A 16,854-nucleotide genomic window follows, 5' to 3' on the forward strand; every position below is an offset into this window, starting at 1 on the left:
TGAAGGCATTTTGCAGCGTCCACTGGATGCGCGCGGCGAAATCGTGCTGGAATGCCTCGCGCCAGCGCCAGATCGTCGCCTTGTTGTTCTGGCGGACCTTGCCATCGACCCCGGTGACGAGGTCGCTCGTGTCGGTCCAGATGCCGTCCCATTCGGACACCTTGCCGTAACGCCCGCCCCAGCTCCCGTAGTCGGGATGCTCGGGATCGCCGAGGCCGTTGGGAACCAGGTAGAGGAAGCTGGGCGTGTCCCCCTCCATGATGAACTCGTAGTTCGGATATAGCGAGCCGAGAGGGCCGATCTGCACATTCTCGCGCAGCCACTCCTTCGAGACGGTGGTGAAGTCTGGTCCGTCGAAATAGTACATCCGATCGCCAGAAATCCCACCCCAGGTCGACAGGTTGTAGTGCCGGTGGGCCGTGAGGCTGACGATCCAGAACACGTCTGGGAACTGCCGCCGGACCCATGGCCCCGCGTTGTCCTGATCGGAGATCGAGTAGACGCGCAGCTTCGCCGCAAGGCGCGCCACGTCCTCTGCCGGGCGTGTCTCGCGCAGCGACCACAGCGCCTGCGCCAGATCGACCGCCCCGCCCCAGACGCAGATCCACACCGGGCGTGGGTCCGCCTTGTCGAGCGCGGCGACGATGGCGCGCGATCCCTCGGTGTCCTTCCCCGCGCCGACGCCGAGCATCCCGTATTCGGGCCGCCCCGGCTTTACGCGCGCGCGCAATTGCGCGGCAGTAGGCCAGCCTTGCGCATGGGCGCGCAAGTTGGGCAGCACCTGTTCGTAGGCGTCGATGCGCTTGAGTATCTGCTCGGGATGGACGGAGTCCTGCAGATGCCGCGAGGTCGATGGCACCAACGCCTCGACCTCGAACTCGTTGGTGTACAGCAGGAACCGCACCATCGATTCCATGTCGTCCGGGTCCGAGCCGATGTCCGTCAGGACGATCACGCGCGGCTTGCCGGCTTCCGCGACGCGGGACACCGGAGCGGCTTCTGCCAGCCCCGGCAACCCGAGCGCTGCGGCTGCCAGCAGGACCGCAGCAAGACGCTTCATCACCATATTTTATCCCGAATGCCGAAAAGGGGCCGGGTATCGCGACCCGGTCCCTTCCATCGATTGTCAGAAGCGGACGCGGACGCCGCCGGAGAAGCGGCGACCGGTCTTGCGATACTCCTTGGTGCGGTCCTCGCTGACGGAGTAGATGAACTCCTTCGCGTCGTTGAGGTTGAGCGCGTCCGCGAAGATCGTGAACTGCGGCGTCACTTCATAGGACAGCCCGGCATCGAGCTGGCCATAGGCGGCGAAGTATTCCGGCTCGCCGTTGCGCCCTGACGCCACCTGCAGGAAGTTGTCGCGCCAGGTATAGGCCACGCGCGCCTGCAGGCCGTACTTCTCGTAGAACCCGACGAGGCTGTAGGAGGTCTTCGACAAGCCCTCCAGCCCGTAGGATACACCCGCCACCTGATTTGTGTAGTTGGCGTTCGACTTGGTGTAGTTGAAGCTGGTCTGCACACCCAGACCGTCGAACGGTGCGGGAAGGCCGGTGAAGGCCTGACGATAGCCAAGCTCGAAGCCCTTCACGGTCGCACCCTTGCCGTTGTCGGGCACCGTGACCTGGAAAGTCACCTGATCGACCAGCTGCGGCGTCGTCACCAGGGTCACGAAGGAGTCGATCTTTTTGTAGAACGCGGCCGCCGACAGCAGCGAACTCGCGTTGAAGTACCACTCCACGCCCGCCTCGATCTGCTTGGCGCGGAACGGCTGCAGGTCGGGATTGCCGCGGCTGATCGTCTCGTTGCCGGGGTTGGTCTGGATCGACTGGCGCGGCGACAGGTCCGTCAGCGTCGGGCGCGTCATCACCTTCGAGGCGGCGAGGCGCAGGATGAGGTCGTTGGTCACCTCCAGCTTGATGTTAACCGATGGCAGCCAGTCGTTGTACTTGCCCCGGAAACCGACCGGCACGACCGGCGAGACGACTATGATGTTCTGCCCCTGGCCGTTCGGCTGCGCGCTGACGACCGTGCGCGATGCGCCGGTCGAGGTATAGGTCGTTCCCTCATAGCGAAGACCCGCGTTGATCGTCAGCGGCATCGAGCCCAGCGAGGTGCGGAAGTTGGCCATGACGTAGCCGATCTTCACTTTCTCATCGACCACCGACGATGCGGAAGGCGAGAAGACCGCCGGGTTGAACGCCTTGCCATCCTCCGTCGCGAATTGGTCGATCACGTTCACCAGCTGCTGCGGACTGTAGATCACCCAGTCGCGGATGATGTTCGAAGGCCCAGCGCCCTGGAAGAAGTTGCGATTGGTGGGCTGGAACAGATAGCCTGGAAGCACGCGGTTAGAGCCGCAGTAGGCGCACTGTTCGCCGAAGGGCATTTCGTCCCCGGTCAGCGTCTTGGTGCGCCGCGAGTACATGCCGCCGGCGAAAAGCGTCAGGTTGGACGTCGCCTCCCATTCGTTGTCGAAGCGATATTCCTCGATCTTGTCGTCGACATCGGTGCCGCCGCCCCAGATGTAATAGTGCGCGGTGATGCCGTCGGGGCTGGTGGCGGCATTGGAGTAGTTCGGGTTCGAGAAGCCATATTCGTAGATCGGACTGCCGGACCGGCGATCGAACCAGAGGTCGGTGTTCTTGCGCCGGATCGTGGTGAAGAGGTTGTCCTCCTTGCCGCGCCGTTCCGCTTTCGAGCGAGAGGCGTCGAAGCGCATCTTGAGCGTCTCGGTCGGCTTCCATTCGACGTTGGCGCCGAACTGGTTGGTCATGACCTTGCGGTGGTCGTACTGCAGGATCTGGTCGACGAAGCCGCCCTGATAGCGCTGATAGACCGCCTCCTGGCCTTCGACCACCTGCTCCACCAACGTACCGCCGGAGAAGTCGTAGGCGAGACCGGTCTGCTGCTCGCGGAAGTCCGCCTTCGAATAGAGCCCGTCGAGCGAGACGGTCAGCGTCTCGGTCGGGCGGAACTGCAGCGAACCGGAAAAACCGTAGCGCTTCAGGTTGCGCTCAAAGAAGAACGGCGACAGGTTGGAAGGCATCGAGACCCGCGTAAACGGAGCCACGTCCGGCCCGATGCGCGCGCCGGGAACCCCGCCTGCATTGTAGTAGGAGTCGGTGTTGGAACGATAGACGTGACCCGCGCCGATGGTGAATTCGTCGTTGCGGGTCTGGCGCTCGGTGTAGACCGCCGAGAGCGAGATGCCGAGCGTCTTCTCCGCATTGCGCCAGGAGGCCACGCCCGAGATTTCCGGGTTGAACTTGTCGGCCAGTTCCGCCCACATCTGTCCGGCCGATCCGGCAAAGGAAAACTCGTCCTTCTGGTCGATCGCGCGCAGGGTCTTGACGTCTACCGTCGCGCCGATCGAGGCACCGTTGATGTTGGCCTGCGGTGACTTGTAGACGTCGGCCCCGGCGATGATCTCGGACGGCATGACGTCGAACGAGAATTCGCGGCCGTTGTTGTCGGTCGCCAGCGTGCGGCCGTTGACGGTCACCGCGTTGAACTTCGGCCCGAAGCCGCGAACGGTGATATAGCGTCCCTCGCCCCGGTTGCGCTCGATGGTGACGCCGGCGATGCGCTGGAGCGACTCCGCGACGTTCTGGTCCGGCAGCTTGCCCAGGTCCTCGGCGACGATCGAATCCACCACCGCGATGGAATCGCGCTTGATGTCGATAGAGGCCTTCTGGCTGGCGCGGATGCCCGCGACGATGATGACGTTCTCCGCATTCACGGCTTCCGACGCCCCGGTATCAGCGGCAGCTTCTTGAGCCTGCGCGCTGGTTGCCAGCGCTAGCACCGACGCAGCTGAAAAAAGCAGCGCCGTCGTGGCCGCGCTGCGAAGCCTTCCCTCCTTGGACATTTCGACTCTCCCTCGAAATTCTTTGCAGGCGTTATGACCTGCCAAAGATCATGTGTCAAACTACATCATACGTATTATGAATTATCGCACCGAGCGGATCGGCAGTACGCAGAGCGCCGAGGCAAACACGAAGACGACGGCGGCGATAAAGATCGCGCGGTAGTCTCCGCCGAACACGCCGAGCAGCGCTGCCGCCATGACCGGGCTGATGATCTGGGGTATGTTGACGGCAGTGGTGAGCACGCCGAGGTCCTTGCCCTCATCACCCAGCGCCGCCTTGGGCAACACTTGCGTCATCAGGGCCATGTCGATCGACATGAACATGCCGTAGCCCACGCCGATGACGGCCGCGTATACCCACATCCCCGCCATCGAGGGCGCGACCAGCGGGGCCACCATCGCCGCGCCCATGATAAGGCTGCCGCCGATGACGAAGGGCTTGCGCCGCTGCCAGCGGTCCGAAAGCCAGCCCGATACGAGCGAGGACACCACCAGGCACACCAGCGTCACCATCGCCATATTGGCGATCGCGAGGTTGGAGGCGCTATCTGCCAGCCCGATGTAATCGCGCAGGATGTAGAGCAGATATGCGGCGACGGCCTGATAGCCCATGTAGATCGTGAAGCGGCTGGCGAAGGCCCAGGCGAAGTCGGGATGTTCCCGCGGACTGATCCAGAAGCTCTTAAGGAACGCGCCCCAGTGCACCGGACGGTGCGGCTGGGTGTCGCTGGGCGGCTCCCGGTTGAGCGCCACGAATGCCACGCACGAGGCGGCGATGGCGCCCGCAAACAGGCCATAGGCCAGCATCCGCTCCGACGCGAGGTAGCCCGCGACGACAGTGCCCGCAGTCAGCCCGGCGGTCATCCCCGCGCCGACGATGCCGGAGACACCGCCGCGCGTCTCGGGTGCGAAGCGGTCGGCGATTAGCGTCGTCATCGCAGGCTGCATCGAATTGTAGGCAACCGCCGCCATGACCCACAGGACCATCAGCGACCAGAACCCGGTCGTCCACGACACCCCGAACAGGCACGCCGATCCGACCAGCGAACCGATCGCGATCCACGGCGACCGCCGCCCCCAGCGGCTGCGCGTACGGTCCGACAGGGCTCCCGCGATGGGCGTTGCCAGAGTCGAGAAGATGGAAGTGATCGCAAAGAGCAGCGCCAGGTTGTTCTCCTTCGAGCCCGGCGAAAGCTCGGCAATCTGGTTGGGCAGCAAGACCCCCAGAACGCCGCTGTAGAGCGCCATCAGCAGGAAGAAGTTGACCATCAGAGAGAGTTGCAAGCGCCAGCGCGCGCGACCCTCAACCCAGGCAGGATCGGAAACGTCGCCGTGCATCACTCTGCAGCCCGCCGCATTTCCGGCACCAGCCGCAGCCCCGCGTCCGCCGGGCGGCGATGCGGCCCGCCGCGCTCGCCCCAGCCGATGGCGGCGACTGCACTGGCGACCGCGGCCTCGTCGATCTCTATGCCAAGACCCGGACGGTCGCCCAGCACGATGCCGCCCTCGGCGATCTGCTGGTCCACGTCGAACCCGGCGGGAAAGGCGAAGTCCTGCACCTCGATCCCGATCATGTTCGGCACCGCCGCTGCCGCGTGCGCCACCGGGTTGGCGTTATAGGCCACCGGCGAGACGGGCAGCCCGCGCGAATGCGCGGCCATGGCCACGCGCAGGAAATGGGTGATCCCCCAGACGCTACCCGCCTGCACGATATCGACCGCGCCCGCATCGAACAACGGCGCGTACTGCTCCAGCCCGGTCAGGTTCTCGCCGGTCGCCACCGCCGTCTTTGCGGCGCGGGCGATCCGCGCATGGCCAGCCGCATCCCAACGACGGACAGGTTCCTCGATCCAGGTCAGGTCCACGCGCTTCTCGATCTCGGCAAGGTGGCGGATCGCCTGCTTGGTGTTCCACGCCTCGTTGACGTCGAGCATCAGCGCGGGCCGGCTGGTATTGCGCGAGAGAATCTCGCGCGCCGTTTCCAGCCGCGCGATGTCGCGGTCGAGATCGCGCCCGCCCTTGATCTTGGCGGCGGTAAAGCCACGCTCCGCCCACTGTCCGTAGTGCGCAGCGAAGGCGGTATCGTCGAGACCGTAGCACAGGCCCGAGGCATAGCCCGGCACGAACCGGTCACCCGCCCCCAGCGTGCGCCACAGCGGCTCCTCGGCCATCTTCGCTTTCAGATCCCACAGCGCCATGTCGATCGCCGCGATCGTGCCGAAGGTTGCCCCGGCATGGCCGCTCTTGAACACATGCGAGAGCATCGCATCATAAAGCGTCGCAACGCCGCGCGGGTCCGCGCCCTCGATGGCGGGGAACAACCGGTCGATCTCGCGGTGCGAGCCCAGGCCGATCCCTGTCAAGCCGCCGTCCGTCTCCAGCAGCAACACCGGCACTTCGGTAATGCCCGATTCGACGATCCCGTTGACGTCACCCACCGGGCGGCGCCAGTCATGGAATGCGGTAAGGCTGCGGTAGCCTGTGATCTTCATCCGGGTTTCCTCTGCCTCAAGCCCTGTTTGTAATTCATATTATGTATGATCTATGTCGTTTGACAAGCCTTGACGTGCTCCGTCAAGTCGGTTCAGCGTGAATCAGGCGCGAACGATGCGCGTCACCATGATTTCACAAGGCGTCAAAAAGCATGCAGGACAAGGTAGTCGGCCTCGGAGCGCCCGCTAAGACACGGCGGCGTCCGCGCCTGGCCGAAGCGGTCGTGGAGGAACTGGTGAACGCCATCGTCACCGAAGTCTATCCGGCCGGCAGCGCACTTCCTCCCGAGAACATGTTGTGCGACCACTTCGGCGTCAGCCGCACCGTCGTGCGCGAGGCGACCACCGCGCTAACCGAAAAGGGTCTTGTCGTCTCGCTGCAGGGGCGCGGTACCATCGTGCGCGAACAGGGCGATTGGAACCTCCTCGACCCGATGATCCTGGCGGCGCTGTTCCGGCGCGAGGACGGGCTGGCCTATCTCGACAACCTGCTGGAAATCCGCTCCTCGCTGGAGGCCTCGATGGCCGCCAAGGCCGCCCGGCGCGCGACGCCGGAAACCCGCGCGGAACTGAAGACCCAGATCGACAAGCTGGAGGCGCTGGTCGAGATGCCGGCCGCCTATGTGCATGAGGACGTGAACTTCCACGACGTCATCATGCGCATGTCGGGCGCACGGCTGAGCAAGGCGATCATCGACAGCATCCAGTCGCGCGCGCTCAACACTCATGGCTATTCGGGGACGCTCAACGTCGAGCACGTACGCGCAACTCACGCCGCGCATCGCAAGGTCTACCAGGCGATCGTCGACGGCGATGCCGAAGCCGCGGCCAAGGCAATGCGCGACCATATCGAGTCGTCGTGGGCCCGGCGCAGGGCGACCGGGGCGCAGTGACGCCATCCCGGACTTTATCCGGGACGACGGGCGTATCTCCTACCCCTGCTCCGACAGCGCATAAATCCGTTCCATCTCTACCCACGTCGTATCCGGCGCGAAGGGTAGCGGGCGCTGGAACGTGCGCATCAGCGCGTCCCACGCCTGCACCTGCGGGTTGGCCGCATCGCGCGCCGCCTTGCCTTGCGGATCGGCGGCCAGCCTAGCGTCCTGCTCCATCATCATGAACATGCGGTCTCCCACCAGCCATATCTGGAGATCGCGCACACCATCGGCGCGAATCGCCTCGGTCACCGCCGCCGGAGCGCCGCCCGGCGCGTGCCATTCCCGGTAGCGCGCGATCATCTCCGGCTCATCGACAAGGTCCACCGCGAAGCATCTGCGCACGATTTCAGTCATTCTACTCTCCCGGTTGACGCCCATCCCCTCCTTACGTATTCATCATACGTCTTACAATATGGAGGGGCGGGCATGGCCTTGCTGTATGGCGCCGAGCGGTCGAAAAGACACATCGCCGAGCGCACCGGATCATTGTCGCAGTTCGCCGGGGTCCGGTTGATGACGCTGGGCGACGGCGTCGAGCGCGGGGTGCGCCTGCTGGAATTCCGCACCGGGTCGGGCCTGCGCTTCACCGTGCTGGTGGACCGCGCCATGGACATCGCCGAGTGCGACCACGCCGGGCGCGCGGTAGGCTGGCACTCGCCGTCCGGCTTCCGCAACCCGGCGCTGCACGATTACGAGGGCGAAGGCGGGCTCGGCTGGTTCCGCTCGATGTCGGGGCTGAACATCACCTGCGGCCTCGACCACATCCTGTTCATGCATGACGACCCGGCGGGGCATTATAACTACGGCCCGCGCGAAGTCGTCTCCTCCTCGCTCCACGGGCGCATCGGCACGATCCCGGCGCAGCTGACCGGCTACGGCGAGCGGTGGGAGGGCGATGCCTGCACCTTCTGGGCCGAGGGCATCGTGCGCCAGTCCACCGTCTTCGGGGAAGACCTGCACCTCATCCGCCGCATCGAGGCGGACCTCGGCAGCGACGAAATCCGCATGACCGACCGGGTGGTGAACCACGGCTTCTACACGACGCCGCACATGTACTGCTACCACATCAACGTTGGGCATCCGGTGGTGGCAGAAGGCGCGCGCTACGTCGCCCCGGTGCGCGAGGTGCTCTGGGCCGCCCACGCGGACGACTATCAGAAGCAGGGCGTCGGCTATCGCACCCTGCCCGCGCCGATCGTCAACTTCCACGAACAGGTCTGGCAGCACGACATGGCCCCTGATGGAGGGGGCCGCGTCGAGGTCGCGCTGGTGAACGAGGCGCTGGGCTTCGGCTTCTCCGTCACCACCCGCAAGGACCAGTTCCCCTGCATGTTCGAGTGGCAGAACCTCCACGCGGGCCACTATGCGGTGGGGATCGAGCCTTCGACCAACCACGTCCTCGGCAAGGATTTCGCCCGCGAACGCGGCGAGCTGATCCTGCTCGAACACGGCGAGGAGCGCCGCTACGACACGGTGCTGCAGGTCTTGCCGGACAGCGCCGCCGTCTCCGCCGCCGTGGCGCGGATCGAGGGCGTCATGCTGCAGCCGCAGGAGGAATATCCCACGCCCACCGGCAATTACCCCGTGATCGGAAGCCGCGCATGAAGGGCCGCACCGTCCTTTACACCGGCGCGGCGGGCGGGCTCGGGCTCGATACCACGCTGCTGCTGATCGAGCGCGGCGCGCATGTCATCGCGCTCGACAACGACGATGCGAAGATCGCCCGCCTCTCCGCCGCCGCTGCCGCTGCCGGCAAGGGCCCGGGACAGCTCACCGTCTCGCGCACCGATCTGTCCGATCTCGCCGCGCTGCACACCATCCTGGACGCTCTGGCGCGGGAGCACGGCGGCATCGACGTCGTCATCAACAACGCCGCGATCTACCCCTCCAAACCCTTCGAGGACTACACCATCGAGGAGCACCAGCGGGTCCAGCGCATCAACGTCGACGCCGGGATCGTCGCGGTTCAGGCGGCGCTGCCCAGGATGCGCGCGAAGGGCTTCGGGCGGATCGTCAACGTATCGAGCATCACCATTTCGGGCGGGTGGGCGAACCTGTCTCCCTACGTCGCCTCCAAGGCCGCGCTGGTCGGCCTGACGCGGGCCTGGGCGCGCGAGTTCGGCGAATGGGGCGTCACCGTCAATGCCATCGCGCCCGGCGCCTTCCCCACCGACGCCGAGACGATCCACCCCGATCCCGAGGGCTACAACCGCATGGTGCTGGACGCCCAGGCGATCAAGCGGCGCGGTGCCGCGTCCGACATCGCCCACGCCATCGCCTTCTTCGCCGCCGACGAGGCGGGCTTCATCACCGGACAGACGCTGCACGTCAACGGCGGCTGGACCATGTCCTGAAGGACACGATCGACATGACAATCCTCAAAGGTATCCGCGTTCTCGACTGCTCGATCGCCATGGCCGGTCCCTTCGCCGCCCAGCGCCTCGGCGACATGGGCGCCGACGTGGTCAAGGTGGAGCCCACCAGCGGCGAATGGCAGCGCCATGCCTCCGCGGGCGGGGCGACGGGCAACAAGATCAACGTCTCGTTCCTCTCGCTCAACCGAAACAAGCGCTCGCTGGCGATCGACCTCAAGGCACCCGAGGGCAAGACGGTGCTGCTCGATCTGGTGAAGGACACCGACGTCTTCCTCCAGAACTACCGCCCGGGCGTGGCCGAGCGCCTCGGCATCGACTACGCGACGCTTTCCGCCATCAACCCGCGCCTCGTCTACGTCTCGATGTCGGGCTACGGAGAGGACGGGCCGTACCGCATGCTGCCGGGGCAGGACCTGCTGCTGCAGGGCATGTCGGGCGCGATGCTCTCGGCCGGAAGCGAAGGCACGCCGCCCTCGCCCGCCGGACAGTACCTGGTCGATGCGATCGCTGCCTACAGCGCCTTCGAGGGCGCACTGGCCGCACTGTTCCACCGCGAGCGCACCGGCGAGGGGCAGCTGGTTCAGGTCAACATGCTTGACGCGATCACCACCATCCAGATGCAGGAGCTGTCGGTGTTCACCGTCGGCAACAAACCGCAGACCCGCTCGGCAGAGCCTCACGCTCACAGCTACATCCGCTCGCCCTACGGCGTGTTCCAGACGGCGGACGGCTACATGACGCTGGCAATGGCCCGCTTCGACACGCTGGCGCGCGAACTCGACGACCCGTTCTTTGCCGACATGGAGGAGGAACGCGAAGGCTGGACCCGGCGCGACGAGATCTTCGCCCGCCTGCGCGAACACCTGATCCGCCAGCCCACGGCCCACTGGCTGGACAAGTTCCGCGCCGCCGACATCTGGTGCGGCCCGGTCTATGGCTACGCCGACCTCGTCGACGACCCGCAGATCAAGCATAACGGCACCTTCGTCGAGTACGACCACCCCACCGAAGGCCGCGTGAAAGTGCCCGGCTTCCCCATCCGCTTCTCCCGCACGCCCAGCGCCATCACACGTGGCGCACCGCTGGTTGGCGAGCACAGCGAGGCCATACTGCGCGAAGCGGGCCTCGGCCCGGAGGACATCGCCCGGCTCATCGCATCCGGCGTAGTGCGCCAGCACGCATGAGCACGCCCGCCTATCGCGGCCTCACCTGGGACCACCCGCGCGGCTACCGCGCGTTGGAGGCCGCTGCCGCTATCGTCGCGCCTACGCATGGCCTGTCGATCGCGTGGGATCGCCATCCGCTGGAAGGCTTCGAGTCCCACCCGATCGCCGACCTTGCGCAGCGCTACGACCTCATCGTCCTCGACCATCCCCACGTCGGCGAAGCGGTGGTGCACGATTGCCTGCTTCCCATGGATCAGGTGATCGGGACGGATGCCGTGGCGGCGCTGGAACCGGCAGCCATCGGCCCATCATTGGTCAGCTATCGCTATGGAGGCCAGCACTGGGCCTTGCCGCTCGACGCGGCCAGCCAGGTCATGGCCTATGCCCCGACGCGCGTGGGAACCCCGCCACAGACCTGGGACGATGTGACCGCCCTCGCCCGCCGCGAGCCGGTGGCGCTTTCGCTCTCCGGCCCGCATGCGGCGCTGACCTTCCAGTCCATCGTCGCCTCGCTGCACGCGGGAGGCAGGCCGAAGGGACGCTTTGTCGATCCCCACACGGGCCGCGAGGCTTATGAACTCATGGCCCGGCTGACCGGCGATGCCACGCGCGCCCGCATCGAACAGAACCCCATCGCACTGCTCAAAGCATTGTCGAACGGGGAAGACCTCGCGCTGGTGCCGCTAGTCTACGGCTACGTGAACTATGCGAGAACTGGCGTCGCCTTTGCCGATGCGCCACGCGGACCTGTCGGGATCGGCTCGATCCTAGGCGGCACCGGCGTCGCCATCTCGCGCCGCTGCGCGGTGACCGACGAACTGCGCGCGCATCTGCTTTGGCTCATGAGCGAAGAGGCGCAGACGGCGTTCATCCCCGCTCACGAAGGCCAGCCCGCACTGCGCGCAGCCTGGGCCGACAGGCAAGTCGATGCCGCGTGGAACGGGTTCTACTCCAGCACCCGCGCCACGCTGGAGGCTGCATCCCTGCGCCCGCGTCACGACGGCGCCATCGCCTTCCAGACCGAGGCTTCCGCCCGCCTGCGCGAAGGTCTCCTTGCCCAAGAACCCGCCGCCACGGTCCTTGCCGGGATCGAAGCCGCCTATACCCGCCATCACACCCGAGGAACCGAGACATGAGCGCCAACTTGCGCTTCGACATCGCCGCCCACGTCGCCACCATCGTGCTGGACCGCCCGGAAAAGCTTAACGCCATGACCCCGGACATGGCCGAGGCGCTGGTCGCCGCCGTCGCCACCTGCAACACCTCGGACGACGTGCGCGTGGTCATCGTGACCGGCGCCGGCGAGAAGGCGTTCAGCGCGGGCTCCGACATCTCGGGGCTCGATGCCTACGCGACGCCCTGGGACTTCCGCAACCGGCAGGACTATTGCGACGCCCTGCGCGCCTGCCGCAAGCCGGTGATCGCTGCGATCAACGGCTATGCGCTGGGCGGCGGGCTGGAGACGGCAATGGCCTGCGACATCCGCCTAGCCTCCGCCAACGCCCGCTTCGCGGCGCCCGAAATCAAGCTGGGCTGGATCGGCGGCGGCGGCATGGCGGTGGGCCTGTCGCATTCCATCGGCATGTCGAACGCCGCGCTGATGCTCTATACCGGCGAGATGATCGACGCCGCGCAGGCCGCCGCCTGGGGCCTCGTCAGCGAAGTGACCGAGTCCGCCGCGCTGCTCCCCCGCGCCCGTGAGATCGCCTCACAGATCGCCGCCCGCGCCCCGATCGCGGCGGAAACCGCCAAGCTCAACTTGCGCGCCGCGCACCAGATGCCCTACGAGAAGGCCATCGAGTACGAACGCGACCTGCAAGCCATCTGCTTCGCCACCGCCGACGCCGCAGAGGGCCGCGCCGCCTTCGCCGAGCGCCGCGCGCCCGTGTTCCGGAGACGCTGAGCCATGGACCTCTCCCCCGCCGCGATCCTTCCCGCCGATCCCGAAGCCCTGCTGTTCGGCCGCGTCTGGCGCCCCGATGTGAGCGGCCCTTCGCTGGTCCGTGTCGATGGCGAGCGCCTGACCGACGTGACCCGCGCCTTCCCCACCGCCCGCGACTTGTGCGAGGCACTCGATCCCGCAGCCGCCCTGCGCGCCGCCGAAGGCGAGGACATTGGCCCGCTCGCCGCGATCCTCGCCAACACCGACCCGGCGGTGCGCGATCCCGCGCGGCCTTGGCTGCTCGCGTCGGTCGACCTGCAGGCCGTGAAGGCGGCAGGCGTCACGTTCGTCACCTCCATGCTGGAGCGGGTGATAGAGGAGCGCGCCCGCGGAAATCCCGAGGCCGCCGCCGGTATACGCGCGCAAGTCCGCGACCTCGTCGGCGACGACCTGCGCGCCCTGCGCCCCGGCTCCACCGAGGCCGAGGCACTCAAGCAGACGTTGATCGCGGCGGGGGCATGGAGCCAGTATCTCGAAGTCGGCATCGGGCCGGACGCCGAGATCTTCACCAAGGCGCAGCCCATGGCCAGCGTCGGCGCGGGGTCGGAAATCGGCGTCCACCCCGCTTCCACCTGGAACAATCCCGAGCCCGAAGTCGTCCTGGTGATCGCCTCGAACGGCGCAATTCTGGGGGCAACGCTGGGCAACGACGTCAACTTGCGCGACGTCGAGGGGCGCTCCGCACTGCTGCTCGGCAAGGCTAAGGACAACAACGCCGCCGCTGCGCTGGGGCCTTTCGTGCGCCTGTTCGACGGGGGGTTTGACCTCGCATCGGTGGAGACCCTAAGCCTCACGCTCACGGTAACCGGAGAAGACGGCTTCGACATGCAGGGACGCTCGGAAATGCGCGAGATCAGCCGCCCTCCGGCGGATCTCGCGGCGCAGGCGCTCAACGCGCACCACCGCTATCCGGACGGGCTGGTGCTGTTCCTCGGCACCCTGTTCGCGCCGACTCAGGACCGTGACGAGCCGGGGCGCGGGTTCACGCACAAGCCCGGCGACGTGGTGCGGATCGGCTGTGCGCAGCTGGGCACGCTGGTCAATCGCGTGGCGTCCACAAGTGCCTGCGAACCCTGGACTTTCGGCCCCGGCGCGCTGATGCGCAATCTTGCGAGGCGCGGACTGCTGTGAGCGACAGGCCCAGGATCCTGCTTACCCGCCGCTGGCCCGAAGCCGTCGAGGCACGGTTGCAGGCGCGGTACTCAATGGCACTCAACGGCACCGACACGCCCCTTAGCGAAGCCGAACTGGCACAGGCGATGCGCGACTACGACGCGGTATGCCCCACCGTGACGGACAAGGTGACGCGCGCGGTGCTGACCGTCGAGGGACGCCGCACGGCGATCGTCGGCAACTACGGCGCCGGCTTCGAGCACATCGATCTTGCCGCCGCGCGCGAGCAGGGCATCGCCGTCACCAACACCCCCGACGTGCTGACCGAGGCCACCGCCGACATCGCCCTGACCCTGCTGCTCATGGCCAGCCGCCGCGCGGGCGAAGGCGAGCGCGAATTGCGCAGCGGGGCATGGACCGGCTGGCGGCCGACGCACCTTGTCGGGCAATCGCTTTCGGGCAAGCTGCTCGGCCTCGTCGGCTTCGGGCGGATCGCGCGGGCCACCGCGAAGCGGGCCGAGGCGTTTGGCATGCGCATCGCCTACCACAGCCGCCGCCCCGCGCCCGACATGCCGCCCGAAGCCTACTTCGCGGACCTCGGCGAGCTTGCGGCGCAGGCCGACATGCTCTCGCTGCACGCGCCCGGCGGGCCGGAGACGCGGCATATGGTCGATGCCGCGCTGCTCGCCCGGATGCCCGCCCATGCGGTGCTGGTGAACACCGGGCGCGGCACCCTGATCGATGAGGCGGCGCTGGCCGAGGCTCTGGCCGCGCGCCGCATCGCCGCCGCCGGGCTCGACGTCTACGAGGCCGAGCCGAACGTGCATCCCGCGCTGGTCGACCTGCCCAACGTCGTGCTGCTGCCCCATCTGGGCAGCGCCACGATCGAGGCGCGCACGGCGATGGGCATGAAAGTCGCCGACAACCTCGACCGCTTCTTCGCCGGGGAACCGCTGCTTGACCCCGTCCTCTGAGCGCATCCTGGCCGCCGTCCGCGAATGGCTGGAGGAACGCCGCGACGGCCCGCTGATCCTCGGCCTGTGCGGTTCGCAAGGGTCGGGCAAATCGACGGCGGCCGACGCGCTCAAGGCCGCGCTGGACGCGCAAGGGCATCGCGTGGCGATCCTCTCGCTCGACGATCTCTACCTCGGCCGCGCGGCACGCGCGCAACTGGCGCGCGACGTGCATCCGCTGTTCGCGACGCGCGGGGTGCCCGGCACGCATGACGTGGCGCAAGGGATCGCCCTGCTCGATGCGATGCGGGACGACGCGCCCGTAACCCTCCCCCGCTTCGACAAGGCGCACGACGAGCCTGCCCCCGAAGGCCAGAGCGTGCCCGCCGCCCTCGACCTGCTGATCTTCGAGGGCTGGTGCGTCGGCGCCCGCCCGCAGGACAGCGCCGCGCTGGCCGTCCCGGTCAACGCCCTCGAACGCGAGGAAGACCCGCAGGCGGTCTGGCGCACCGCCGTCAATGCCGCGCTGTCCGGCCCCTACGCAGACCTGTTCGCCCGGATCGACCGCCTCGTCCTGCTCGCCGCGCCGGGCTTCGAGGTCGTGCGCGGCTGGCGCGGCCAGCAGGAAGACGCGTTGTGCGCCCGTACCTCCGCCACCGAAACCCGCGTCATGGACGCCGCGCAGCTCGACCGTTTCGTGCGGCATTACGAGCGCCTGACCCGCCACATCCTTGCCGAGATGCCCGGCCACGCCGACCTCGTGCTGCACCTCGCGCCCGACCGATCCCTGAGGGAACCCGCATGATCGTCTCCTCCCCGCTCGACTTTCGCGAAGCCGCGCGCCGCCGCCTGCCGCCGTTCCTGTTCCACTACCTCGACGGCGGGGCCTTCTCGGAAGAGACGATGGAGGCCAACCGCACCGCGCTGAAATCCGTGCGCCCGCGCCAGCGCGTGCTGCGCGATGTGTCCGCGCTCAGCCTCGAAACCACGCTGCTGGGCGAGAAGCTGGCGATGCCGGTGCTGCTCGCGCCGATCGGCCTTGGCGGCATGATGCGGCGGCGCGGCGAGTTGCAGGTGGCGCGCGCCGCCCGCGCCGCGAACGTGCCCTACATCCTCTCCACCGTCAGCGTCTGCCCGCTGGCCGACGTGATCGCCGCCAGCGGCGCGCCGATCTGGTTCCAGCTCTACGTGCTCAAGGACCGGGGCTTCATGCGTCATGCGCTGGAGCGGGCGCAGGCGATGGGCGTAACCAAGCTGGTCTTCACCGTCGACATGCCGCTGCCCGGCGCGCGCTACCGCGATGCCCACTCGGGCATGAGCGGCCCGGCCGCCCCGCTGCGGCGGATGCTGCAGGCCGTCACCCACCCTCGCTGGGCCTGGGACGTGGGGCTGCTCGGCCGCCCGCATGACCTCGGCAACGTCTCCGACTATCGCGGCAAGCCGACCGACCTTGCCGACTACATCGGCTGGCTGGGCGCCAATTTCGACCCGTCGATCACTTGGTCCGACCTCGAATGGATTCGCGAGTTCTGGCAGGGCGAGATGATCGTCAAGGGCGTGCTCGACCCCGAGGATGCGCGCGACGCGGTGCGGCTGGGCGCGGACGGGGTGATCGTCTCCAACCACGGCGGCCGTCAGCTCGACGGCGCCCTCTCCACCGCCGAAGCCCTACCCGCCATCGCCGACGCGGTGGGCGACAAGCTGACCGTGCTGGTCGACGGCGGCGTGCGCACCGGGCTCGACGTTGTGCGCATGCTGGCGCTGGGCGCGGACGGCGTGCTGCTGGGCCGGGCGTACATTTACGCCTTGGCGGCAGGCGGAGAGGCCGGGGTGGCGAAGTTGCTCGACCTTATCGCACAGGGCATGAAGCTGACCATGGCGCTGAGCGGGGTGACCTCGGTGGATGCGATCGGGCGCGACATGCTGGCCTGACACCCCACCTCGTCATTGCGAGCGCAGCAAAACAATCCAGGGTCGTATTGCCGCCCTACATTGTTTTGCTGCGCT

Annotated in this window: 15 protein-coding genes; 10 read left to right on the forward strand and 5 right to left on the reverse strand. The window is 67.3% G+C overall.

The genetic code is table 11. The features are described 5' to 3' along the window. From ACYPYD_RS20025 to ACYPYD_RS20040, 4 genes are all read right to left on the reverse strand, one after another. On the reverse strand, positions 1-1,060 hold a 1,060-nt coding region (locus tag ACYPYD_RS20025), incomplete at its 3' end, for a DUF1593 domain-containing protein (protein WP_459665044.1). A gap of 66 nt (positions 1,061-1,126) precedes the next feature. Beyond that, positions 1,127-3,868 (reverse strand): TonB-dependent receptor, encoded by a 2,742-nt coding sequence (locus ACYPYD_RS20030; protein WP_459665046.1) that lies wholly within the window; start codon positions 3,866-3,868, stop codon positions 1,127-1,129. An 81-nt stretch (positions 3,869-3,949) separates the two neighbouring features. Beyond that, positions 3,950-5,152 carry an MFS transporter gene (locus tag ACYPYD_RS20035; protein WP_459665048.1) on the reverse strand — a complete coding sequence of 401 codons (1,203 nt, stop codon included), beginning with the start codon at positions 5,150-5,152 and terminating at the stop codon, positions 3,950-3,952. Between the two features lie 53 nt (positions 5,153-5,205). Beyond that, positions 5,206-6,360 (reverse strand): mandelate racemase/muconate lactonizing enzyme family protein, encoded by a 1,155-nt coding sequence (locus tag ACYPYD_RS20040; protein ID WP_459665050.1) that lies wholly within the window; start codon positions 6,358-6,360, stop codon positions 5,206-5,208. 152 nt (positions 6,361-6,512) lie between these two features. On the opposite strand from ACYPYD_RS20040, the gene ACYPYD_RS20045 reads away from it, so the two are divergent. Then, positions 6,513-7,253 carry a FadR/GntR family transcriptional regulator gene (locus tag ACYPYD_RS20045; protein ID WP_459665052.1) on the forward strand — a complete coding sequence of 247 codons (741 nt, stop codon included), beginning with the start codon at positions 6,513-6,515 and terminating at the stop codon, positions 7,251-7,253. A 39-nt stretch (positions 7,254-7,292) separates the two neighbouring features. On the opposite strand, the gene ACYPYD_RS20050 is transcribed toward ACYPYD_RS20045, so the two are convergent. After that, positions 7,293-7,652 carry an L-rhamnose mutarotase gene (locus ACYPYD_RS20050; RefSeq protein ID WP_459665054.1) on the reverse strand — a complete coding sequence of 120 codons (360 nt, stop codon included), beginning with the start codon at positions 7,650-7,652 and terminating at the stop codon, positions 7,293-7,295. Positions 7,653-7,724: 72 nt separating this feature from the next. Between ACYPYD_RS20050 and ACYPYD_RS20055 the strand changes: the two genes are divergently transcribed. Genes ACYPYD_RS20055 through lldD form a run of 9 tightly spaced genes read left to right on the forward strand, consistent with a single transcriptional unit; the run spans position 7,725 to position 16,779 of the window. Beyond that, positions 7,725-8,903 (forward strand): aldose 1-epimerase family protein, encoded by a 1,179-nt coding sequence (locus tag ACYPYD_RS20055; protein WP_459665056.1) that lies wholly within the window; start codon positions 7,725-7,727, stop codon positions 8,901-8,903. Then, positions 8,900-9,652: an SDR family NAD(P)-dependent oxidoreductase gene (locus ACYPYD_RS20060; RefSeq protein ID WP_459665058.1), complete on the forward strand. Its 753-nt coding sequence runs from the start codon at positions 8,900-8,902 to the stop codon at positions 9,650-9,652. The genes ACYPYD_RS20055 and ACYPYD_RS20060 overlap by 4 nt, the downstream gene beginning before the upstream one ends. A 14-nt stretch (positions 9,653-9,666) precedes the next feature. Continuing rightward, entirely contained in the window at positions 9,667-10,857 is a 1,191-nt protein-coding gene (locus ACYPYD_RS20065; protein ID WP_459665061.1) for a CaiB/BaiF CoA transferase family protein, read from the forward strand. Then, on the forward strand, positions 10,854-11,975 hold the full coding sequence (locus ACYPYD_RS20070) for an extracellular solute-binding protein (RefSeq protein ID WP_459665063.1): 1,122 nt from the start codon (positions 10,854-10,856) through the stop codon (positions 11,973-11,975). Before ACYPYD_RS20065 ends, ACYPYD_RS20070 begins: the two co-directional genes overlap by 4 nt. Beyond that, on the forward strand, positions 11,972-12,742 hold the full coding sequence (locus ACYPYD_RS20075) for an enoyl-CoA hydratase/isomerase family protein (protein ID WP_459665066.1): 771 nt from the start codon (positions 11,972-11,974) through the stop codon (positions 12,740-12,742). Before ACYPYD_RS20070 ends, ACYPYD_RS20075 begins: the two co-directional genes overlap by 4 nt. 3 nt (positions 12,743-12,745) lie before the next feature. Then, positions 12,746-13,912 (forward strand): fumarylacetoacetate hydrolase family protein, encoded by a 1,167-nt coding sequence (locus ACYPYD_RS20080; protein ID WP_459665068.1) that lies wholly within the window; start codon positions 12,746-12,748, stop codon positions 13,910-13,912. Next, positions 13,909-14,868, forward strand: coding sequence for a 2-hydroxyacid dehydrogenase (locus ACYPYD_RS20085; protein ID WP_459665070.1), 960 nt, complete (start codon positions 13,909-13,911; stop codon positions 14,866-14,868). Before ACYPYD_RS20080 ends, ACYPYD_RS20085 begins: the two co-directional genes overlap by 4 nt. After that, a complete protein-coding gene (locus ACYPYD_RS20090) occupies positions 14,852-15,652 on the forward strand; it encodes a kinase (RefSeq protein WP_459665072.1) in 801 nt (266 codons plus the stop codon). The genes ACYPYD_RS20085 and ACYPYD_RS20090 overlap by 17 nt, the downstream gene beginning before the upstream one ends. Then, positions 15,649-16,779, forward strand: a complete 1,131-nt coding sequence (gene lldD, locus ACYPYD_RS20095) for an FMN-dependent L-lactate dehydrogenase LldD (protein WP_459665074.1) — start codon at positions 15,649-15,651, stop codon at positions 16,777-16,779. Before ACYPYD_RS20090 ends, lldD begins: the two co-directional genes overlap by 4 nt. Positions 16,780-16,854 lie beyond the last annotated feature (75 nt).

Source organism: Novosphingobium sp. 11B (assembly GCF_054589055.1).